At 41.2% G+C, this 21,746-nt stretch carries 19 protein-coding genes; 14 read left to right on the forward strand and 5 right to left on the reverse strand.

The window, feature by feature from the left end; genetic code table 11:
- The 9 genes from acpP (at window position 1) to VCA1004_RS04555 (ending at window position 8,340) form a co-directional block, all read left to right on the forward strand.
- The gene (acpP, locus tag VCA1004_RS04515) at window positions 1-234 is read left to right on the forward strand and encodes an acyl carrier protein (RefSeq protein ID WP_004406112.1); all 234 of its coding nucleotides are present in this window, start codon (window positions 1-3) and stop codon (window positions 232-234) included.
- A 92-nt stretch (window positions 235-326) separates the two neighbouring features.
- A complete protein-coding gene (fabF, locus tag VCA1004_RS04520) occupies window positions 327-1,571 on the forward strand; it encodes a beta-ketoacyl-ACP synthase II (RefSeq protein WP_086982962.1) in 1,245 nt (414 codons plus the stop codon).
- A 138-nt stretch (window positions 1,572-1,709) separates the two neighbouring features.
- Window positions 1,710-2,531, forward strand: coding sequence for an aminodeoxychorismate lyase (pabC, locus tag VCA1004_RS04525; protein WP_086982964.1), 822 nt, complete (start codon window positions 1,710-1,712; stop codon window positions 2,529-2,531).
- Window positions 2,528-3,550, forward strand: coding sequence for an endolytic transglycosylase MltG (gene mltG, locus VCA1004_RS04530; protein WP_086982965.1), 1,023 nt, complete (start codon window positions 2,528-2,530; stop codon window positions 3,548-3,550). The genes pabC and mltG overlap by 4 nt, the downstream gene beginning before the upstream one ends.
- Window positions 3,550-4,194, forward strand: coding sequence for a dTMP kinase (tmk, locus tag VCA1004_RS04535; RefSeq protein WP_086982967.1), 645 nt, complete (start codon window positions 3,550-3,552; stop codon window positions 4,192-4,194). Before mltG ends, tmk begins: the two co-directional genes overlap by 1 nt.
- Window positions 4,194-5,168 (forward strand): DNA polymerase III subunit delta', encoded by a 975-nt coding sequence (gene holB / locus VCA1004_RS04540; protein ID WP_086982969.1) that lies wholly within the window; start codon window positions 4,194-4,196, stop codon window positions 5,166-5,168. Before tmk ends, holB begins: the two co-directional genes overlap by 1 nt.
- Before the next feature lie 74 nt (window positions 5,169-5,242).
- Complete coding sequence (locus VCA1004_RS04545; RefSeq protein WP_086982971.1) at window positions 5,243-6,013, forward strand: TatD family hydrolase; 771 nt, start codon at window positions 5,243-5,245, stop codon at window positions 6,011-6,013.
- A 241-nt stretch (window positions 6,014-6,254) separates the two neighbouring features.
- Window positions 6,255-7,868 (forward strand): PTS transporter subunit EIIC, encoded by a 1,614-nt coding sequence (locus tag VCA1004_RS04550; RefSeq protein ID WP_086982973.1) that lies wholly within the window; start codon window positions 6,255-6,257, stop codon window positions 7,866-7,868.
- A 4-nt stretch (window positions 7,869-7,872) separates the two neighbouring features.
- Window positions 7,873-8,340 carry an RDD family protein gene (locus tag VCA1004_RS04555; RefSeq protein WP_086982975.1) on the forward strand — a complete coding sequence of 156 codons (468 nt, stop codon included), beginning with the start codon at window positions 7,873-7,875 and terminating at the stop codon, window positions 8,338-8,340.
- A 410-nt stretch (window positions 8,341-8,750) separates the two neighbouring features.
- Here VCA1004_RS04555 and VCA1004_RS04560 read toward each other — a convergent pair whose 3' ends face one another.
- Both VCA1004_RS04560 and VCA1004_RS04565 read right to left on the reverse strand, forming a co-directional pair.
- Window positions 8,751-8,846: a MetS family NSS transporter small subunit gene (locus VCA1004_RS04560; protein WP_086982977.1), complete on the reverse strand. Its 96-nt coding sequence runs from the start codon at window positions 8,844-8,846 to the stop codon at window positions 8,751-8,753.
- A gap of 1 nt (window position 8,847) precedes the next feature.
- Entirely contained in the window at window positions 8,848-10,320 is a 1,473-nt protein-coding gene (locus VCA1004_RS04565) for a sodium-dependent transporter (protein WP_086982978.1), read from the reverse strand.
- Window positions 10,321-11,002: 682 nt separating this feature from the next.
- Here VCA1004_RS04565 and VCA1004_RS04570 point away from each other — a divergent pair.
- On the forward strand, window positions 11,003-12,184 hold the full coding sequence (locus VCA1004_RS04570; RefSeq protein ID WP_086982980.1) for a patatin-like phospholipase family protein: 1,182 nt from the start codon (window positions 11,003-11,005) through the stop codon (window positions 12,182-12,184).
- A 96-nt stretch (window positions 12,185-12,280) separates the two neighbouring features.
- Here the strand turns inward: VCA1004_RS04570 and pyk are convergent, their stop codons facing one another.
- Entirely contained in the window at window positions 12,281-13,726 is a 1,446-nt protein-coding gene (pyk, locus tag VCA1004_RS04575; protein ID WP_086982984.1) for a pyruvate kinase, read from the reverse strand.
- A gap of 264 nt (window positions 13,727-13,990) precedes the next feature.
- On the opposite strand from pyk, the gene mlc reads away from it, so the two are divergent.
- Window positions 13,991-15,205, forward strand: a complete 1,215-nt coding sequence (gene mlc, locus VCA1004_RS04580) for a sugar metabolism global transcriptional regulator Mlc (RefSeq protein ID WP_086982987.1) — start codon at window positions 13,991-13,993, stop codon at window positions 15,203-15,205.
- Between the two features lie 75 nt (window positions 15,206-15,280).
- Here mlc and VCA1004_RS04585 read toward each other — a convergent pair whose 3' ends face one another.
- Window positions 15,281-16,042, reverse strand: a complete 762-nt coding sequence (locus VCA1004_RS04585) for a YciK family oxidoreductase (protein WP_086982989.1) — start codon at window positions 16,040-16,042, stop codon at window positions 15,281-15,283.
- Between the two features lie 127 nt (window positions 16,043-16,169).
- Between VCA1004_RS04585 and sohB the strand changes: the two genes are divergently transcribed.
- Both sohB and focA read left to right on the forward strand, forming a co-directional pair.
- Window positions 16,170-17,237 (forward strand): protease SohB, encoded by a 1,068-nt coding sequence (gene sohB / locus VCA1004_RS04590; protein ID WP_164520825.1) that lies wholly within the window; start codon window positions 16,170-16,172, stop codon window positions 17,235-17,237.
- Between the two features lie 291 nt (window positions 17,238-17,528).
- A complete protein-coding gene (gene focA / locus VCA1004_RS04595) occupies window positions 17,529-18,374 on the forward strand; it encodes a formate transporter FocA (protein WP_086982993.1) in 846 nt (281 codons plus the stop codon).
- A gap of 81 nt (window positions 18,375-18,455) precedes the next feature.
- Here the strand turns inward: focA and VCA1004_RS04600 are convergent, their stop codons facing one another.
- Window positions 18,456-18,713 carry a YciN family protein gene (locus VCA1004_RS04600; RefSeq protein WP_086982995.1) on the reverse strand — a complete coding sequence of 86 codons (258 nt, stop codon included), beginning with the start codon at window positions 18,711-18,713 and terminating at the stop codon, window positions 18,456-18,458.
- 335 nt (window positions 18,714-19,048) lie between these two features.
- On the opposite strand from VCA1004_RS04600, the gene topA reads away from it, so the two are divergent.
- On the forward strand, window positions 19,049-21,676 hold the full coding sequence (gene topA / locus VCA1004_RS04605; protein WP_086982997.1) for a type I DNA topoisomerase: 2,628 nt from the start codon (window positions 19,049-19,051) through the stop codon (window positions 21,674-21,676).
- Window positions 21,677-21,746 lie beyond the last annotated feature (70 nt).

The following is a 21,746-nucleotide window of genomic DNA, read 5'->3' on the forward strand; positions in this document are numbered from 1 at the left end:
ATGAGCAACATCGAAGAACGCGTAAAAAAAATCATTGTTGAACAACTAGGTGTAGACGAAGCAGAAGTAAAAAACGAAGCTTCTTTCGTTGATGATCTAGGTGCTGATTCTCTAGATACAGTAGAGCTAGTAATGGCTTTAGAAGAGGAATTCGACACTGAAATCCCTGACGAAGAAGCTGAAAAAATTACTACTGTTCAAGCTGCAATCGACTACGTAAACAGCGCACAGTAATAACATCTCCAGGCGGTCTCCCAGACCGCCTGAGTTTTTCTAGAATCATCCATCCTTACTACTCTCAGTATATAATCTCCGGAGAAAGAATCGTGTCCAAGCGTCGTGTAGTTGTTACAGGCATGGGGATGTTGTCACCGGTAGGCAACACAGTTGAATCCTCTTGGAAAGCCCTTTTAGCCGGTCAAAGCGGTATCGTGAATATCGAACACTTTGACACCACCAATTTTTCTACTCGTTTTGCAGGCTTAGTGAAAAACTTCGACTGTGAAGAGTACATGCCTAAGAAAGAAGCCCGCAAAATGGATTTATTTATCCAATATGGTATCGCGGCGGGTATTCAAGCCTTTAACGATTCAAACCTAGAAATCACGGAAGAGAATGCCGCACGTGTTGGTGTTGCTATTGGTTCTGGTATCGGTGGTATTGGTATTATTGAAGAAGCCTCTCATACTTTACGAGAAAAAGGTCCTCGTAGAATGAGTCCATTCTTTGTTCCTTCAACCATTGTGAACATGATTGCAGGTCACATGTCTATCATGAAAGGACTTCGTGGACCCAATATCGCGATTTCTACAGCGTGTACGACAGGTTTACATAATATTGGTCATGCTGCACGTATGATTGCTTACGGTGATGCTGATGCTATGCTAGCAGGCGGAGCAGAGAAAGCTTCAACACCTCTTGCGATGAGTGGTTTTGCTGCGGCTAAAGCACTTTCAAGCCGTAATGATGAGCCAGAATTAGCGTCTCGTCCTTGGGATAAAGACCGTGATGGTTTTGTTTTAGGTGACGGTGCCGGCATGATGATGCTAGAAGAGTATGAACATGCTAAAGCTCGTGGTGCAAAAATTTACTGTGAAGTCGTTGGCTTTGGTATGAGTGGTGACGCTTACCACATGACCTCGCCAAGCGCTGATGGTTCTGGTGGTGCACTGGCGATGGAAGCGGCGATTCGTGATGCTGGTATTACTGGCGCACAAATTGGTTACGTTAATGCTCACGGTACCTCAACACCTGCTGGTGACGTGGCAGAAACATTGGGCATCAAACGTGCTTTAGGTGAAGAAGCTGCGAAAAACGTATTAGTTTCTTCGACCAAATCTATGACAGGTCACCTATTAGGTGCCGCTGGCTCAGTAGAAGCCATTATTACGGCAATGACACTCGTGGATCAAATCGTACCGCCGACCATTAACCTGGATAACCCAGATGAAGGTTGTGATCTCGATTATGTTCCACATACAGCACGTAAAGTCGAAAATATGGAATACGCATTATGTAATTCATTTGGCTTTGGTGGCACCAATGGCTCGTTAATTTTCAAACGTGTCTAATTTTATCTAACATGGTTTTTTTGTTGTCTATATCAACAGAAACACCATTAGGGTAAATAAGTCATTTTATAAAACGGTTTAATGTTATAGCATTAGGCCGTTTTTTTTATACATAACCAATCACTTGATAGGCTAGCTATGTTTTTTGTCAATGGACACAGACAAGAGCACATCTCGTTACAAGACCGCTCTTTTCATTATGGAGATGGGTGTTTCACGACGATCTTAGTGAAAGAGGGTGAGCCTTTATATCTAGAAGCGCATCAACAGCGACTTACTCAAACTTGTCAACGACTCGCGATTTCGCTACCCGCGTGGCAACCCAAAATAGTTAACTGGATTAAACAAGCTATTATTGAAAGTGGTTTTGCCAGTGCTCAGTTTAGTGGTATCAAAGTTCACATCAGCCGAGGTTCAGGGGGAAGGGGCTACAGTGCTAAAGGGGCGACGCAAACTCAAGTCACTATACAAGCCTTTCGCTACCCGGAGCATTATGCTCAATGGCAATCTGAAGGAATAAAAGTGGGCGTCAGTCTGATTGGTCTTGGAGTTAACCCATTACTAGCAGGTCTTAAGCATAACAATCGCTTAGAACAAGTTTTAATTAAGCAAGACATTGAACAGCAGATGGTTGATGATTGTATCGTCCTGGATTGTCATGGACACATTGTTGAAATGTGTGCGGCTAATATCTTTTGGATTCGTCAACAACGTATTTTCACTCCTGAGCTTAAGCAAAGTGGTGTGGCTGGAATCCAGCGGCAGCGTGTTTTGCAATATGCACAGCAACATAGTTACCCGGTTGAGGTGGGACAATTTGTCTTGAATGATATTTTAACTGCTGATGAAATCTTTATAACGAATGCTCTACATGGCGTAGTACCTATTGTTCGTATAAACAAAACAACATTTAATGTAGGTCCAATGACTCGCATGATTCAGGAGAATATAAATCCGTGATAAAAAAGTTAATACTGGTATTCATTTTTGTTCTTGCGCTAGGAATGGCATTGGTTTTCTACGCGAAAGAGCAAGTCAAAGGTTATTTGCTACAACCTATGCAGCTGTCATCGGAACAACTGGTCACGGTTGAGCATGGGAAAACCTTACGCAGTGCCTTGTGGTCAATGGAAAAACAAGGCTGGATTGAAGGGAACCGCTTTTCTCGCTTATTACCGCATTTGTATCCTGAAGTCGTGCATATTCGTGCGGGTACTTATCAAGTCAAACCAGGGGAAACATTACAGCAAGTGCTAACCACGATGGTGTCGGGAGAAGAGCATCAATTTTCGCTGACGTTTATCGAGGGAAGCCAATTCAAAGAATGGCGGACACAATTCGCACAAGCGCCACAGTTAAAGCAACAAACCGCTACGATGACCGAGGCGGAGATTGCTAAAGCGATTGGAGCGGGACATGACAAACTAGAAGGGTTGTTATTAGCTGAAACCTATCACTACACCGCCGGAATGTCAGACCTAGATATCTTAAAGCGTGCTCATAAGGCGTTAACACGAGAGTTGGATAAAGCGTGGCAAACGAAGCAAACTCATCTACCGCTAAAAACCCCCTATCAAGCATTAATTCTGGCCTCTATTATTGAAAAAGAGACCGCAATAGAGTCTGAGCGTACTCGAATTGCCTCTGTGTTTGTTAACCGCCTAAATAAAGGGATGCGTTTGCAAACGGATCCTACGGTAATTTATGGTCTAGGTGACAGTTATGATGGTGATATACGAAAAAAAGATTTATCGACGCCAACCCCTTATAATACCTATGTGATTAACGGTCTCCCGCCTACACCAATTGCCATGCCAGGGGTGGAGTCAATTCAAGCTGCGCTTAACCCAGAGCAAAGTCGATATTTATATTTTGTCGCGAGTGGTGACGGTGGGCATGTCTTTAGCCGCTCTCTTGCAGAGCATAATCGCGCAGTTCAAAATTATTTAAGAAAATTAAGAGCGAGTAAAAAACACTAATGAATGAAGCAAAGTTTATCGTTGTCGAAGGCTTAGAAGGGGCTGGAAAAAGTACGGCTATCAGTACCATTCTTGATATTCTTCAACGCAATATCCCCGCTGAGATTATTCAAACTCGGGAGCCGGGGGGAACGGCGTTAGCTGAGAAATTGCGCGCATTAGTGAAAGAAGAGCATGAGGGGGAACACTTACATGATATTAGTGAGTTACTCATGATTTATGCTGCTCGTGTGCAGTTAGTTGAAAATGTTATTAAACCGGCTTTGCAACGTGGGCAATGGGTGCTCGGTGATCGTCACGATCTTTCATCTCAAGCTTATCAAGGTGGCGGACGACAAATTGATCCTCAGATCATGGCAAGCTTAAAACACACCGCATTGGGCGACTTTAAGCCAAACTTAACCTTATATATGGATATTGATCCTAAGGTTGGGTTGGAAAGAGCGCGTGGACGTGGTGAATTAGATCGTATTGAAAAGATGGATTTAAGTTTTTTTGAGCGTGCTCGCCTGCGTTATCTAGAAGCCGCAGAGAATGATTCGAGTATCATCACCATCAATGCAAATCAAACGCTGGCTAAAGTGACTCAGGATATTACCCTAGCATTACAAACGTGGTTTGATAACGGACAAATGGTTAAATAATGACACTTTACCCTTGGTTATCACCGTTATGGCATCAATGGCAGTCCATGTTATCGCAAGGTACGACACCGAATGCGATGTTATGCAATGCCAAAGAAGGCACGGGAATAGAATCATTAATTGCGCGGCTGAGTGCGGCGTTGGTGTGTAAAAATGCCGAGGATGAAGCGTGTGGTTTTTGTCATAGCTGTGAATTGAGTAAGAATGGATCTCACCCAGATATTCATTGGGTACAAGCTGAACAAACTGGAAAAGCGATCACGGTTGAGCAAATCCGTGAAGCGAATCGCTATGCCTTAGAGTCTTCACAGCTTGGCGGCAAGAGAGTGATCATTATTCATCCAGCAGAAGCAATGAATGAGTCGGCTTCTAATGCGCTATTGAAAACACTTGAAACCCCGCCGCAACAATGCGTGTTTATTTTGGTGACACAGGATAAGCATAAACTGTTAGCAACAATCACCAGTCGCTGCCAATTTTGGTCGCTGCCAGAAGTATCGAAACCGATGTTATTGGATTGGTTAAAAGCGCAATCTGATAAAGCACACGATAGCGATTGGTTCAGTCTAAAAATGTACGCACAATCACCATTGAAGGCTCTCGATTTTATTGAAAATGATAAACATCAACAATGGGAACAAATGCTAACCTTGTTGCTTCATGGGCAATCTCATCGTTCTTATTCATTAAGCGAGATTCAACTTTTCTTTAAAGACAATGCACAAGAAAAGTTATTGTGGTTGCTGTATCTATTTAACGATCTTCAAAAAGCCCATTTTGGCCTCTTCAACGAGCCGCTACCGCTAAAATTTGAACAGTTAATGGCTTTTATCTCTTATCAAAAAGCTTACTCACACTATCAAATGATCCAATCACTTTACGCTAAGTTAACTGCATCCAGTAGTTTAAATACAGAATTGCTGATTACAGATTGGTATCTTGATTTTATTCAAGACGATAAAAATCCAGCCTAAACTTATCGTGTACTAACTAATTTTAACTTGTACAGTCATACTTTTTTACCACCTAAAACTCTTGGAACTCAGCTATGTTAATTGATTCACATTGCCATTTAGATAAGCTTAATTATGACGATTTACATCAAGGTGTTGGTGATGTTGTCGCAAAAGCACAGGCGGTGGGTGTAGAAAAAATGTTAACGGTAGGGGTGACTTTAGAGGCATTTCCTAAAATGTTGTCTATGATTGAATCATTTGAACAAATTTACGCTTCTTGTGGTGTACACCCACTGGATTGTGAAAGTGAATTCGATCTCTCACTCTTTAAATCGTACGCTGCGAATAAAAAAGTGGTCGCAATTGGTGAAACTGGTCTAGATTTCTTTTATCAACCAGAAACGGCTCAACGACAAATTGAATTATTTGAACAACATGTTGATGTTGCCAATGAGTTGAATAAGCCTCTTATTATTCATACTCGTAATGCGCGAAAAGAGACTCTGGATATTTTGAAAAATGGTCATGCAGAGCGTTGTGGTGGGGTGATCCACTGCTTTACCGAGGACTTAGCTTTTGCACAAGCTGCCATGGAGTTAGGTTTTTATATTTCGCTATCCGGGATTATTACTTTTAAGCAAGCAACAGAATTACAGCAAGTCGTCAAACAATTGCCATTAGACAGATTATTGGTTGAAACAGATTCACCTTTTTTAGCACCAGTGCCGCATCGTGGTAAAGAAAATCAACCATGTTATGTAAAAGAGGTGGCTCAGTTTTTGGCAGATTTACAAGAATGTTCATTAAATGAGGTTGAGCAAAAAACAACCCAGAACTTTGAAAGATTATTTCTAAATCGTTAACTGAGATGCTGAAAAATGATTTTTAATGATAATAAAAAAAAATGCAAAAAATCGCTTGTTTTTTTCACAGATTGAAATATATACAACAGAAATCTCTGTCAAGATCAAATTTTATTCACTAATTTAATGGAAAGCTCTCGTCTAGATTGACAAGAAATTCAGTCATCGCTAATGTGCGCGGACAATAATTAGAATTGTAAAATTTAGTAAAACAAAAATTCAAATCAAAGGAGTAGGGGTTATGAAAGCCTTTTTTAGTAAACTATCGCAAGCATTGATGCTTCCGATAGCGCTGCTTCCAGCTGCTGGTATCATGCTGGGTATTGGGGGAAGCTTCACCAACCAAAGCATGGTTGAAGCATACAACATTTCAATTCTACAAGATGGAACCGTTTTAAACAGCTTCCTACAAATTATGACCTCTGCGGGTGATATCGTTTTTGGTAACTTGCCATTAATGTTCGCCGTTGCCGTTGCGATTGGTTTTGCAAAAACAGAGAAAGGTTCTGCTGCTCTAGCTGCGGTAATTTCGTTCCTTATTATGAACGTAGTTATTGCAAAAGCGATGGTCGTTGCGGGCATGGTGGATGGTAATACTATCGTTTTGATGGGTGAACATTACCAAGGTATCTTGACTGATATGTTAGGTATTCATAACACCATGAATATGGGGGTATTTGGTGGTATGATCGCGGGTGCTTTCACAGTAATCCTGCATAATAAATACCATGATATCCAACTACCAGATTACTTAGGGTTCTTCGGCGGTGCGCGTTTTGTTCCTATCGTGAGTGCGTTTGCTGCACTGTTCTACGGTATTGCATTAGTGTTCATCTGGCCATTCATTGGTGCGCTGTTTGGTTCTATTGGTGGGAGCCTTGGTGAGCTTAAAACTTCTGGTTACGGTTTTATCGCTTCATTTGTTTTTGGTATCATCGAGCGTTCATTGATTCCTGTTGGTCTTCACCACGTATTCTACTTACCACTATGGCAAACTAACATCGGTGGTACGGCTGATATCGCTGGTAACCTTGTTTCTGGTACGCAAAATATCTTCTTTGCATCACTAGCCAACGGCGATTACTCTCAGTTCTCATCAACTAACTTCATGACAGGTAAATTCCCATTCATGATGTTTGGACTTCCTGCTGCTGCTTACGCTATGTATACACTAGCGGATGATAACAACAAGAAAGCCGCTGGTGGTATGTTGTTCTCGATTGCATTAACCGCATTTTTGACTGGTATCACAGAGCCAATTGAATTCACATTCCTATTCTTGGCTGCGCCACTTTACTACTTCATCCACGTTCCTTTAGCGGGTATTTCTTTCATGCTAATGGATTTGTTGAACGTTAAAGTGGGTATGACATTCAGTGGCGGTTTTATCGACTTCAGCTTGTTCGGTATGCTTCCTGGTTTAACGGGTACAGATAACCACTGGTACTACATTCCAGTTGTCGGTGCTATTTATGCGCCAATTTATTTCTTCCTATTCCGTTGGTACATCGTGAAATTTGATGTGAAGACGCCTGGTCGTAAAGGCAGTGCAGTTGCCACTATTTCTAAACAAGAATATCGTGATGCGAAAGCCGGTAAAAGTAATGATGATGCATTAATTGATGGCATGATCGAAGCACTAGGTGGCAAAGAGAACATCGTTGATGTTGACGCTTGTATTACTCGCTTACGTATCTCTGTTAAAGACGGTGACCTGGTTAAAGAGAATGATTACTGGACACAACAACTTGGTGCTAAAGGGTTAGTTAAAGTGGGTGGTACTGGTATTCAGGCTATCTATGGTGCTCAAGCTGCAGGTTATAAAGCAGCAATTAACTCTAAGCTTGGCCGTTAATTGAATGAGTTTTAAGCATAAATATAAGCGAGTAGGTGCGTTTGTTATCGATATGGCGATTGTGCAAATGTTTGCTATGATCGTAAGAGATATCTACCTAGGGGTGCTAGCTTATGCATCCCAAGGTACAGGAGCGCACTTCTCGTTTAATGATGCGATTGCTTTACCTGTTTTATTGATGATTATCATCGGGGTTATGTTTGTCACTATCGGTGTCTATATGGCCTATCACTGGATTAGTTATCGCTTGCTTAGCAATTCATTCTCACGATATTTTTTACGTTTATCGGTTGAATCCACATCAGATGAACCGATGACAGAAGCTCGTTATTTAAAACGAGAATTTCAAAAAATATATTTTAGTGTGGCAACATTGGGCTTATACGTGCTTTATAATGGCGCTCAATTTTTAGCCCATAGTCACCCACCGTGGCATGATAAAAAGAATTCCACTACCGTTGTGGAATATTAAATTGTCTTGATAACATCATGGTGTAATTTTGAAGCCAGTTAGGTCAACCTAGCTGGCTTTTTCTTTACTTAAAATTGGCAAACTGTTGACGGGCGGACGGCTATGCGCAGTTAGCACCAGCCGTTAATATTCCTGATGACTTTGATCTGGATGTTCAAGCAGCAATCGCTATTCCCTATTCGTTACTCATTTTAATGCCCGTTTTTTATCATAGATATCGGATAGTTGTTTTTCTTATCTGTATATCCGTAAGTTCGGTTTGTTATTGTGATGTTCTTATCTACAGTTGCAGTTAGCTAAAATACAGAGACAAAAAAGCCCGCATTATGAAGAAGTGGATCTTTCAAAATAGCGGGCTTGATAAGCATTGTATGGTTAACAATGGTTTTCTATTTGCACTTTATTGGCTTTTAGTCACTTTTCATGGCGTGGCGAATGCATAGTGCAGCTCCACCCCAAGTAATACCAAGGCCAATGATCATCATAATGATGGCACCAGTCGTCATATTAAGCCTCTTTTGATTTTTTTAGGTTAACAACAATGGAAATGACCAGCATGAGTGCTAATAATCCCCAGCCTAAAAGAAGTAGATCGGGTGTACTATAACCACCATAACCGTCAGTGATGGTTGAGACGATCTTGTTAGCAAGAATCACCGCAATCATAATCGGGCTTAAGAAGCGGATACATAAATCGAACCAGATACCGATAGATAATTCCGATACTGCATTCGCATGGTGACGGATATCGGCAATTTTGATTAACCAACCAACTAAGATAAGTTCAATTAAACAGCTGCTCAGTAGGGCAATGTTATTAATAAAGTAATCCACAAGATCTAACAGGAGCAGACCACCGTTGGTCGCAAAGGATAAGGAAACTAAAAGCCCTACACCACAAACGATGCTAGCGGCTTTACGACGTGACCATTTCAATTTGTCGATGAAAGCTGAGGTGACCGCTTCCATAATGGAAATGTGTGAACTAAACCCAGCAACCACAAGCGCTAAGAAGAAGACTGGCCCTAAAATGTAAGGAATAGGGAGTAAGTTAATAGCGGCAGGGATGGTCACAAAGGCCAAGCCAACACCAGCTGAAACTACTTCAGTAAGAGGTTTGCCTTGTTCTTGAGCCATATAGCCTAAGATTGAGAAGATCATGACACCCGCTAAAATTGAGAAACCACAGTTAATCAATACGGTCATGATAGCGTTATTGCTGATGTCTGATTTTTCAGGTAAGTAGCTTGAGTAAGCCAACATAATAGAAAAGCCAACCGATAAGGTGAAGAACATCTGACCATAAGCCGCTGACCAAACGGATGGGTCGGTTAAGCGGCTGAAATCAGGTTTAAACATATAGTTTAAGCCATCGACAGCGCCAGGCAGAACAATCATACGAGCGATCAGGGCGAGTACCATAATAAAGAGTACTGGCATCATGATTTTACCAGCTCGCTCAATGCCGCCTTTTACACCGCCAAATAGGGCAGCATAAGTCACTAACCAACCGACCAGCATCGGAATCGCAATATGCCATTGAATACTGCCTAACTGGCTTGGTGAGTTATCACTACCTAGTTGTAAATATTCACCAAAGAAGTAAGCATTTGGATCGCTGCCCCAACCTTGGGTAAATGCCAGCCCAACATAGGAGATTGCCCAACCAATAATGGCAATATAATAAACGCCAATGACGGCGGCAATCATCACTTGGAACCAACCTAACCACTCAAACTTAGAATTGATTTTTGCGAGCGTTCTTGGCGCAGAACCACGGAATTTATGCCCCATGGTAAATTCAAGAATCATAAAAGGAATACCAGCGGTCAACATGGCAAAAAGATAAGGGATGAAGAAGGCTCCACCACCGTTTTCGTATGCCATATATGGAAAACGCCATATATTACCCAAACCTATTGCCGATCCTACGGCTGCTAGAACAAAGCCCGCTCGGGAGCCCCATTGTTCTCTTTTCATGTACAAATCCTCTGTAACTGCACGGTTGGATACTTAACAAAAAATAAACAAGAGTCATTTTTATGGTTTTAAATGCTGTTTTATTTGTTTAGTTCCAGATTATTATTCTGATATTTATCATCTGTGTTTGCAGAAGGTGAAATTTTCACCTGTGCATCATTTGAGGTTACATATTCAATGAAAATAACGCAATAGATGGAACAAAATGTAAATGGGCGGTTAATTATTGGATAAAACTTGATATATTTTACAATGTGCTTCATTTAACTGCTTTTACTTAGATTTATAGTTAAATTAGCTAGGTGTGTATTAAATGACTTAATATTAATTTTGTAGCTATTTGTACGCTAAGTGATGTTTTAATGTGCAGTTTTACGATCTGGAACGATATTTTGTTCTAGGTTCTGTTAGTAGGAAGGTAGTTTTGATTGTTTGTTAGAACATGCTCAAGATACTGGTGTAAATGCAGCACATAAGTTGGTTTTCTATCTTAAAAATAATTTCATGAGTTTAGAATTTTTAGTCATGTTATTATCATTCATTAACAACAAAGAGAGGTTTTATTATGAGTCGTGATTTGAAAATTTCGGTAGCTATTATTTTTTCGATTGTCGTTTGTTTAAGTGTGTTTGCAGCGATTGTCGTAACACATTAATGGCCCATCTACCCCAGGAGTATGTGAGTGAATAATACGGGTACTATTACCGATCAAGGTATAGCTGTTGATGTCACCACGTTAAACAAGTATGCCAATGGTCGGCACGCTTTAGTTGCTCAGGGCGGAGGACAAAAAGGTATTTTTACAGCAGGGGTCTTAGACAGTTTTTTAGAAGCGGCCTTAGACCCTTTTGATGTATTTTATGGTACCTCTGCCGGTGCGTTGAATTTGACGTCTTATCTTTGCCGACAAAAAGGATTAGGCAAAGCTTTTATCAATGAACTGACAGTGAGGCCCGAGTTTTTTCGTCTATTCAAACATATTCGCCGTAAGCAACGGCTTGATCTCGATTGGGCTTTTGAACAATTGATCGCTCCCCCTTATTTGCTCGATATTGATGTGGGTCGCTTTGCATTAGGTGACCGTGAAGCCTATGCGGCGGTAACGAATATTCATGATTTACATGATGAATATTTACCTATTTTTTCTCATCAATGGTCAGATGTATTGAAAGCAACCTGTGCGATTCCCGCTTTGTATCGACACGAAGTAAAAATTGATAATCAATTGTATGTGGATGGAGGCGTATCCGCTGCCATTCCAGCGCAAGAAGCATGGCGACAAGGAGCCCGCTTAATTACCGTGATTCGCACAGAGCCGGTCGCGTTAAATGAAGAAATGCAAGATGAACAAAGTGCCAATAGTTTAAATGCATTTTTAAATCGAGTGGGCTTAGAACAGCCTTTAGGTGCCATTCAGAGCCGTATTGCTGAAAGAACGGCAAGTTGGCGCTTAGATTTCGATAACTTTTTAAAACAAAGAATTGCACGTTCTAAACTGATCGACACGGAGCAAAAAAAGCCGGTTTTAAATGGTGGACGTTGGTTATTTGGCAGTGGCGATGTGTATCGCTTGTGTCATTTATTAGGTGACCAGTTTGATGCGGGTGTGATGGACATGCTGTTGGTCCATCATCAAACCTTTACTCTGACGCATAATTTTATGATAAAACCACCAGATGATTGTTTTATCTTACAAATTGCTCCAGAAGAGCCCTTGAGATCGTCACCTTTATTAAGCAAACCAGAAGATTTAGAATTTGATTATCAATTGGGGTTACAAGCTGGTAAGCGCTTTATTGAACAATACACGGCACTGACTTGTCGACCCCCCGTGGTTCATGATAATGCTTATCTTAATTTTTAATCTCTGTAGTAGTTATTCTCAGCTGAGGTTAAATAGCAAAAAATAAGGGGCATTCAAATAAGAGTGCCCCTTTCATTTGGTTGTTATATCATGCGCTTATTCGACATTGATAATACGCATACAGTTGGTTGAGCCCACTAAGTCCATCACGTCACCTTGAGTGATAATCACTTTATCGCCCGCAGAGAGTAGGTGTTTTTGCTTTAACGTTTCAATGGCAGATAATGCGCAAGGTAATCCCGATCCCGCTTCATTTTCAAAGTAAACCGGCGTTACTCCGCGATAAAGTGCAGCACGGTTCAGCGTACTTTCATTACGAGATAAAGCAAAGATAGGTAAACCTGAACTTAGACGAGACATCATTAAAGGGGTACGACCTGATTCTGTCATAGAAATCATAGCGGTGATCCCTTCCATGTGGTTGGCCGAATACATGGTTGCCATCGCAATGGTTTCTTCAGCCGATTCAAATTTACGGTCTAAACGGTAATTAGATACATTAACCGATGGCATTTTTTCTGCGCCAATACACACTTCAGCCATGGATTTGACCGTTTCTACTGGGAAGTTACCAGCCGCAGTTTCGGCTGACAACATGACTGCATCAGTGCCATCTAATACGGCGTTCGCCACATCCATAACTTCCGCTCGGGTGGGCATTGGGCTGGTGATCATCGACTCCATCATTTGTGTTGCTGTAATCACATTGCGATCTAAGCTGCGAGCTCGGCGAATCAATTGTTTTTGCACGCCGACCAGTTCAGCATCGCCAATTTCAACGCCAAGATCACCACGTGCCACCATCACAACATCTGATGCCAGAATGATATCGTCCATGCTCTCTTCACTGATCACTGTTTCTGCACGTTCTACTTTCGCCACTAATTTAGCTTCTAATCCCGCATCACGAGCTAAGCGACGTGCATAATGCATATCTTCACCATTTCTTGGGAAGGAGATAGCTAAGTAATCCACTTTAATTTTAGCGGCGGTCAGGATGTCTTGTTTGTCTTTTTCGGTTAAGGCGTCCGCAGATAAGCCACCGCCTTTTTTATTGATGCCTTTATTATTAGAAAGTGGGCCTGCCACGGTGACTTCGGTATGTACTTTATTGTCATCGACGCCTAATACTTTGAGTTGAACACGGCCATCATCTAATAACAAAATATCACCAGGGCTGACATCTTTGGGTAATTCTTTGTAATCGACGCCAACGGCATATTGATCACCTGCGCCTTTGGGTAACTCACTATCTAAAGTAAATTTATCGCCAATATTGAGTTGGATTTTGCCATCTTTAAAGGTAGAAACACGGATTTTAGGACCTTGAAGATCGCCGAGAATGGCGACATGAATACCGAGTCTAGCCGCAATGTTGCGTACTTTTTCGGCGCGAAGAATATGGTCTTCGGCTGAACCATGGGAAAAGTTCATGCGAACGACATTAGCACCAGCTTTGATAATTTCTTCTAACACATTATCTTTATCGGTTGCAGGACCTAAGGTAGTGACAATTTTGGTACGTCTTAAACGTTTAGACATGCATAACTCCATTTGTGATTAAAAATAACTTTATTCACATTACCATTAATTTGTTTCAGCTTTCATTAAGAACTGGAACAAAATGTGACCGTCTAAAAATAAAGCTCAAGTGACTCTCTTAAAGGGATTTTATTGATGTATTTGAATAGAATAACGAGAAATAAAAATATAAGCGTGATACCTGTCACGCAACCGCAGTACTGAGCTTCACAATTAGTTTGGGGTGTAAAAAAATTGCAGCCTGTTTCTAATAAGGAGTACGTTATGTACATGGCTCAACCTGGTCATATTGATCAAATTAAGCAAATCAATACAGGTCGTGTATATAAATTGATTGATCAATTTGGCCCGATTTCTCGAATTGATTTATCAAAATTAAGCGGCTTGGCACCAGCCAGTATCACTAAGATATCCCGCGAACTCATGGAAGGGCATCTCATTCACGAAACCGTGGTGCAAGAAGCTTTATCTCGTGGTCGTCCTGCTGTTGGCCTGCAAACTAATAATGTAGGTTGGCAATTTTTATCGGTTCGCTTGGGTAAAGGGTATCTTATTCTGGCATTACATGAACTAGATGGAGAGATTGTCGTTGATCATAAAGTTACGATTGAAGCTTCTGATCAAATACTATTACAACAGCGTATTTTGGAGGAAATAGACGCGTTTTTTATACAGAATGCGAAATTAGTGGAACGGATGACCAGTATTGCCGTGACATTGCCAGCCAAAGTGAATTTTTCGGAAGGCAAAGTGCTGCAAATGCCGTACTTCAATATATTAAATTTAGACTTAGGGCCCGCTATTTATAATAAAACTGGTGTTCCCGTTTTTATTGCTAATGATACTAGCGCGTGGGCATTAGCTGAAATGCTATTTGGTCAATCTCAAGAAGTGGATAATTCCCTATTGGTGAGTAACCATCAAGGTGTGGCCGCTGGAGTGATTTTAAATGGTCGCCTTGCTTATAATCGCTTCGGTAATATGGGCGAACTTGGACATGTACAAATTGATCCTAATGGTGAGCGTTGTGAGTGTGGAAAACACGGCTGTTTAGATGTGGTGGCTTCCTCTGAAGCGGTATGCCGCGCAGTGGTTAAGCAGCTTGAAAGTGGTGAAAAAAGTACCTTGTCTGCAGAGCATTTGACGATGGAAAAAATATGCTCAGCGGCGATGAATGGTGATCCGTTAGCGATTCGAGCCATTGAGAAATTAGGTAATGATTTAGGTAAAGGGATTGCAATTATGGTGAATATATTCAGTCCCGAAAAGATCTTATTAGGCGGAGCATTAACCAAAGCTAAATCGATTCTTTTTCCTGCTATTTCAAACGTTTTACAACAAGATAATTTTGCTCTTTATGAAAAAGATATTCCCATTGTTGAATGTAAGTTTTTCACTCAAACGACCATGCCAGGCGCTGCCTTAATTAAACAAGCTCTGTACGATGGCTCATTGCTATTAAAAGTGATCGAAGGTTAAGGTTCGATTAACCAACAAAAGCCAGTGTGTTAGAGAACTGGCTTTGTGGTTGACGAGTTAAAAATAAGAGCCAACTTAGGATTTAAAGAGTTTATTGCGTTCCGGTTGCGCATCCACACATTGACCATGCAACGTACGTCCTTCTGGAGCCATTAAATAGACATACAGAGGCATAATATCTTGCGGTGTTTTTAATAACTCGACATCTTCAGCCGGGTAGGCCGAGGCACGCATTTTAGTGCGAGTCGCGCCTGGGTTGATTGCATTGACACGAATGGAGGTATCGCTTAATTCGTCGGCTAAAATTTGCATCATTCCCTCGGTCGCAAATTTTGAGATCGAATAGCTGGCCCAGTAAGCTTTACCAATATGACCGACAGTGGATGAGGTGAAGACAATGCGTCCATCGGGCGATTTTTTTAATAAAGGCAGCAAGGCTTGTGTCATTAACAATTGCGCTTTGACATTGACCTGCATCACATCATCAAAACTGGCTTCGTCAATTTGCTCAAATGGCGTAATAGCGCCAAGTAACCCAGCGTTGTGCAACAAGCCATCAAGTTGACCAAATTGCTCACCAATGGTATCAGCCATATCAAGGTAGTTTTGTTTGCTGGCCCCTTTCATATCAAGAGGAACAATCGCAGCTTGCGGGTATCCTTTTGATTCAATTTCATCGTAGACGGCTTCTAATTTTGCCACAGTTCGACCTAAAAGAATGACCGTTGCACCGTGTTGAGCGTAGTGAAGTGCCGCCTCTTTGCCGATACCATCACCAGCACCTGTAATTAAAATGGTTTTTCCAGCCAGTGCTGTTGGAGTCACAGAATAATTCACCGTATACCGTCCTTATCTAACTTTATGTCACATCAATGTTTATGCCATAATGCCGTACTATTTATTGTCGTAGTGGTTGGCATCAACAAACGAGCTTACCATACACTAGATCATTATATTTGAGGGAATGATATTGGAATTTTTACTGGATTATGGGCTGTTTTTAGCCAAAGTCGTGACGTTTGTCGTTGCTGTGATTGCTTTAGTGGTAGGGGTAAAAGTTTTAGGCTCTAAAGGTGGTCAGGCAAAAGGCGAATTGCAAGTTACGAATCTTTCTGAAAAACATGAGGAAACGGTCGCGCAGCTTGAAGAACATTTACACGATGAGGTGTATTTAAAAGCGCGTCATAAAGTGCAGCAGAAAGAGCAAAAAGAAAAGCATAAACAAGAATCAAAGCAAGCGAAAAAGGCTGCCAAAGCCGGAGAGCTAGTGGATACGCGTAAGCCGCATTTATTTGTGTTGGATTTTAACGGTAGTATCGATGCCAAAGAAGTTGCTTCATTACGTGAAGAAGTCACCGCGATCTTAGCGGTAGCTAAAGACAATGATGAAGTTTTGGTCCGTCTAGAAAGTGGTGGTGGTATGGTCCACGGATATGGTCTAGCATCTTCTCAATTAGACCGTTTAAAAAATGCCAATATCAAATTAACCATTGCGGTTGATAAAGTGGCAGCAAGTGGTGGCTATATGATGGCCTGTGTGGCTGATAAAATTGTGTCCGCCCCTTTTGCCATTGTGGGCTCAATCGGTGTGATTGCACAAATCCCTAATTTTAATAAATTGCTTAAAAAGAATGATATTGAATTTGAACAAATGACCGCAGGTGAATATAAAAGAACCTTAACGATGTTTGGTGAGAATACCGATAAAGCACGCGAGAAGTTTAAGCATGAATTGGAAGAAACCCATGGTCTGTTTAAAGATTTTATCCGAGTTCACCGTCCAAGTTTAGCGCTTGAAAAAGTGGCGACGGGAGAGCATTGGTTTGGTACTCAAGCATTAGAACTGGGTTTAGTGGATGAAATTAAAACCTCAGATGATTTGATTATTGAAGCGAGTAAAGAGAAGTCGGTTTTAGCTTTACACTATGTACGCAAGAAAAAATTATCCGATAAAATCTCAGGTAGTGCGGCTAAAACGGTCGATAGTATATTGTTAAAATTAGTCTCACGTGGTCAACGTCCGATTGTTTAAAAGCTAACTTGAATAGACAAGAATAATCAGAACTGATTTATATCAATCTTTATTGAAAAAAGCTCACCAGGTGTGGGCTTATTTTTTTTGTATTTATCCTGTCATTTTTTGATATTTTCGCCATATTTAACGGGATATTGCAGCAAATGGGGACGTTTTTTAACTTGATGTAGAATGTGGGGGAAGTTTCAATGAGGTATCCTTTAAATTTCAAAGCTTGAATTTGGTCACATTTAAAAGCAATATTCGATTATCTTCCTTACTTTGTATCTAATTGTTACGAGAAACCAAATGGACAACAACAATCAATTTGAATCGTTAATGCCCGTTGACATGGCTAAGAAAGCCGCAGAAACTGGTGTTTATAAAGTTAATAAATCCTTCTTTAAAACCTTTATGCTTGCCATGACTGCAGGTATGCAGATTGGTATTGCTTTTTTATTTTACACCACAGTAACCAGTGGCACAGAGTCAGTGGCTCCAGGCTTCTCTCACTTTGTTGGTGGTTTAGCTTTTAGTTTAGGCCTGATTCTTGTGGTCGTAACTGGCAGCGAATTATTTACTAGCTCTACTTTAGTGGTAGTAGCAAGAGCCAGTGGCATGATTACTTGGGGTCAGTTGATTAAAAACTGGATTCAAGTTTACATTGGTAACTTTTGTGGTTGTATCCTTTTAGTAGGTATTATGTTGGTTGCTCAACAATATATGAGTGATAACGGCGGTATCGGTATTAATACTATGCATATTGCACAGCATAAAATGCACCATTCATTTGCGTCAGCTGTTGCACTAGGCACAATGGCAAACTTACTGGTTTGTATTGCAGTTTGGATGTCATATTCAGGTCGTACTTTGACTGATAAAATGTTGATTCTGATTTTACCTGTGGCTATGTTTGTCGCGTCAGGCTTTGAGCATAGCATCGCCAACATGTTCCAAATTCCATTGGCGATTGGTATTAAGAATTTTGCGCCAGCAGAGTTTTGGGAAATGACGGGTACCACTGCCAGTCAGTTCGCTGATTTAAACATGGCAGATTTTGTGATGAATAACCTTATTCCTGTGACCATTGGTAATATCATTGGTGGTAGTGTGTTCGTCGGGCTTTGGTTCTGGTCGATTTTCTTACGCAAATAAGTTTTTCAACATATCAAGAACAACGATGCCCTAGCATAGACTAGGGCATCTTTTTATCTCGGTTTTTAGTTTGATAAGAGATCAGTGAACGGTATGTTCTAGCGTAAATTCTTTTGAAAGATGCAGCGCAAGGTATTTAAACATATTAAACACAACCGTGGTTTTTTCAGTTGGAAGCCCTTGTTCATCTAAGAAAAATTCACCTTTAAAAATGAGGACATCGTCTTTTTCTGTCACAGATGTCGCACGCATGCCTTCCACATAATCCGCGTGATCTTGAATGACCTGATTGGCGATAAGAAGAAGTTCAAATTCAGAGATGGCTTTCTTGTTGGTCATAATTGCCTACTTTAAAGTCTAGTTTGCAAGATAAGTTGTTTTACAAGTTGGGTTGAATCTATCGAAATAAGTCGGTATTGTCCGCTTCGATTCAATTCCAGAAGAAACCAGTTTATACCTAAGTTGAGTATGGGTCTAACGTAAAATATCAATCAATTAGAGAGCTTAAGTTGCATTTTCTCAATTGGTGATATGTCATCCACTCAGAATGAAAAGTAAAAAAACAGGTTGACCTTACTTAAATCTCACTCGATAGTAAAAAAAGAAGTAATTTAATTATAAACAGTGTGCGTATCCAATTAAGCGTAACCTGATGAGGATGTTTAGAAACTGTTATGGGCAAATCTCTTGTTATTGTGGAGTCACCAGCCAAAGCGAAGACGATCAACAAGTATCTTGGAAAAGACTTTGTTGTGAAATCCAGTGTTGGTCATGTTCGTGACTTACCTACTGCGGGCCAAAGCAGTGGAAAAAAAGCCGCGGCTATTTCAACGAAGGGCATGAGTCCTGAAGAAAAAGCCCGCATTAAAAAAGAAAAAGATAAAGCTGCGCTGATCAAAAAGATGGGCGTGAACCCGTATCACGGTTGGGAAGCGAATTATCAGATTTTACCTGGTAAAGAAAAAGTCGTAGCTGAATTACAGAAACTGGCTAAAGACGCCGATTGCGTTTATCTCGCAACCGATTTGGACCGCGAAGGAGAAGCGATTGCGTGGCACCTTCGTGAGATCATCGGTGGCGATGAGACACGTTATAAGCGAGTGGTTTTTAATGAAATCACCAAAAATGCGATTCAGCAAGCCTTTGAAACTCCAGGTGAACTAAACCTAGATGGTGTCAATGCTCAGCAAACTCGTCGTTTTTTAGATCGAGTAGTGGGCTTTATGGCTTCTCCTTTATTGTGGAAAAAAGTGGCTCGCGGCCTATCTGCAGGGCGAGTTCAATCGGTTGCCGTTAAGCTGTTGGTTGAACGTGAACGCGAAATTAATGCCTTTATTCCTGAAGAGTTTTGGGATATTCACGCTGATACTACCACACTGGATAACACTGATTTCCGTTTGCTGGTGGCGCAGAAAAATGGCAATGCATTTAAACCAGTCAATGAAAGTGAAACCAAAGCGGCTCTATCTGTCTTAGAAAAAGCGGCTTTTGAGGTTTGTAAGCGTGAAGATCGCCCAACCTCGAGTAAACCTTCAGCACCGTTTATCACCTCAACATTGCAACAAGCGGCCAGTACCCGTTTAGGCTATGGGGTGAAGAAGACCATGATGCTCGCTCAGAGGCTCTATGAAGCGGGTTACATCACCTACATGCGTACAGACTCAACTAACTTGAGTAAAGAGGCTGTAGAGGCTTGTCGTGAACTGATCCAATCTGAGTTTGGCGACGCTTATTTACCTGAAAAACCATTAACCTATGGAAGTAAACAAGGTGCTCAAGAGGCGCACGAAGCGATTCGTCCTTCTAGCGTTGAGGTGAAAGCTGATGATTTACAAGGAATGGAAGCTGATGCACATAAATTGTATGCCTTGATTTGGAATCAGTTTGTGGCCTGTCAAATGACGCCAGCTAAATATGACTCGACGACTGTCAGTGTCAAAGCAGATGAGTTTACGCTTAAAGCCAAAGGCCGTATTTTAAAATTCGATGGTTGGACCCGTGTTCAACGTCCGATGGGTAAAAATGAAGATCAAATTTTACCTGCGGTGAAAGTGGGTGAAACGTTATCACTCAAACAGTTGGATCCTAAACAACACTTCACTAAGCCACCGGCACGTTATACCGAAGCTGCCTTGGTTAAAGAATTAGAAAAACGTGGTATTGGCCGTCCTTCTACCTATGCCTCGATCATTTCAACCATTCAAGACCGTGGCTATGTGAAAGTCGATCAACGTCGCTTCTATGCGGAAAAGATGGGCGAAATTGTCACTGACCGTTTAAATGGTAGTTTCAATGATTTAATGGATTATGATTTTACCGCTCGCATGGAAGAAAAGCTGGATAAAATCGCAGAAGGCCAACTCACTTGGACGCAAGTGCTGGATGAATTCTTTGAGGCCTTTACGGCTGATTTAGAAAAAGCGGAATTAGATGAATCTGAAGGCGGTATGATGCCTAATAAGATCGTCGAAACGGATATTGAATGTCCAACGTGTTCACGACCAATGGGCATTCGTACCGCTTCTACCGGTGTATTCTTAGGTTGTTCTGGTTACGCATTGCCACCTAAAGAGCGTTGTAAAACCACCATTAACTTGGGTGATGAAGAAGGCGTGATCAACGTTTTAGAAGAAGATGTTGAAACGGCTGCTTTGCGTGCGAAAAAACGTTGTCCAATTTGTGAAACGGCAATGGATGCGTACTTAATTGATGATAAACGTAAAATGCACGTTTGTGGTAATAACCCAAATTGTGATGGTTATATCGTTGAATACGGTGAGTTCAAACCGAAAGGTTATGATGGTCCATTAGTTGAATGTGACAAGTGCGGTTCAGACATGGTGCTGAAAAACGGTCGTTTTGGTAAGTACATGGGTTGTACTAACGAGGAATGTAAAAATACTCGTAAGATCTTACGTAATGGCGAAGTCGCGCCACCAAAAGAAGATCCAGTGCATTTCCCTGAGTTACCATGTTCAAATTCAGACGCTTACTTTGTCTTACGCGATGGCGCTTCTGGTTTATTTATGGCGGCCAGTAACTTCCCTAAATCTCGTGAAACTCGTGCACCTTTAGTGGCGGAAATGGCGGAGTACAAAGAACGTATTCCTGAAAAATTCCAATACTTAGCAAGCGCACCTGTAGCAGACCCTGATGGCGTACCCACTGTGGTTCGTTTTAGCCGTAAATCGAAAGAACATTATGTACGTTCTGAAGTGGACGGTAAACCATCAGGTTGGACAGCGCTATATGTCGATGGTAAATGGGAGATTACAGATAAACGTAAGAAACCGAAAAAATAACGGTTACGTTTCATCCGTCAAAAGATGCTCATAATACACAAGAGCTTAATGTTTCGGCATTAAGCTCTTG

The sequence above is a fragment of the Vibrio aphrogenes genome (genome assembly GCF_002157735.2).
GTDB lineage: Bacteria > Pseudomonadota > Gammaproteobacteria > Enterobacterales > Vibrionaceae > Vibrio > Vibrio aphrogenes.

What these genes read in the sequence shown, in the direction of transcription:
- VCA1004_RS04545 (WP_086982971.1), top strand. Translation starts at nt 5,243, where the DNA reads ATGTTAATTGATTCACATTGCCATTTAGATAAGCTTAATTATGACGAT.
- VCA1004_RS04560 (WP_086982977.1), bottom strand. Translation starts at nt 8,846, where the DNA reads ATGACGACTGGTGCCATCATTATGATGATCATTGGCCTTGGTATTACT.
- sohB (WP_164520825.1), top strand. Translation starts at nt 16,170, where the DNA reads ATGATATTGGAATTTTTACTGGATTATGGGCTGTTTTTAGCCAAAGTC.
- tmk (WP_086982967.1), top strand. Translation starts at nt 3,550, where the DNA reads ATGAATGAAGCAAAGTTTATCGTTGTCGAAGGCTTAGAAGGGGCTGGA.
- holB (WP_086982969.1), top strand. Translation starts at nt 4,194, where the DNA reads ATGACACTTTACCCTTGGTTATCACCGTTATGGCATCAATGGCAGTCC.
- topA (WP_086982997.1), top strand. Translation starts at nt 19,049, where the DNA reads ATGGGCAAATCTCTTGTTATTGTGGAGTCACCAGCCAAAGCGAAGACG.
- focA (WP_086982993.1), top strand. Translation starts at nt 17,529, where the DNA reads ATGGACAACAACAATCAATTTGAATCGTTAATGCCCGTTGACATGGCT.
- acpP (WP_004406112.1), top strand. Translation starts at nt 1, where the DNA reads ATGAGCAACATCGAAGAACGCGTAAAAAAAATCATTGTTGAACAACTA.
- VCA1004_RS04550 (WP_086982973.1), top strand. Translation starts at nt 6,255, where the DNA reads ATGAAAGCCTTTTTTAGTAAACTATCGCAAGCATTGATGCTTCCGATA.
- VCA1004_RS04600 (WP_086982995.1), bottom strand. Translation starts at nt 18,713, where the DNA reads ATGACCAACAAGAAAGCCATCTCTGAATTTGAACTTCTTCTTATCGCC.
- pabC (WP_086982964.1), top strand. Translation starts at nt 1,710, where the DNA reads ATGTTTTTTGTCAATGGACACAGACAAGAGCACATCTCGTTACAAGAC.
- VCA1004_RS04555 (WP_086982975.1), top strand. Translation starts at nt 7,873, where the DNA reads ATGAGTTTTAAGCATAAATATAAGCGAGTAGGTGCGTTTGTTATCGAT.
- pyk (WP_086982984.1), bottom strand. Translation starts at nt 13,726, where the DNA reads ATGTCTAAACGTTTAAGACGTACCAAAATTGTCACTACCTTAGGTCCT.
- mlc (WP_086982987.1), top strand. Translation starts at nt 13,991, where the DNA reads ATGTACATGGCTCAACCTGGTCATATTGATCAAATTAAGCAAATCAAT.
- VCA1004_RS04565 (WP_086982978.1), bottom strand. Translation starts at nt 10,320, where the DNA reads ATGAAAAGAGAACAATGGGGCTCCCGAGCGGGCTTTGTTCTAGCAGCC.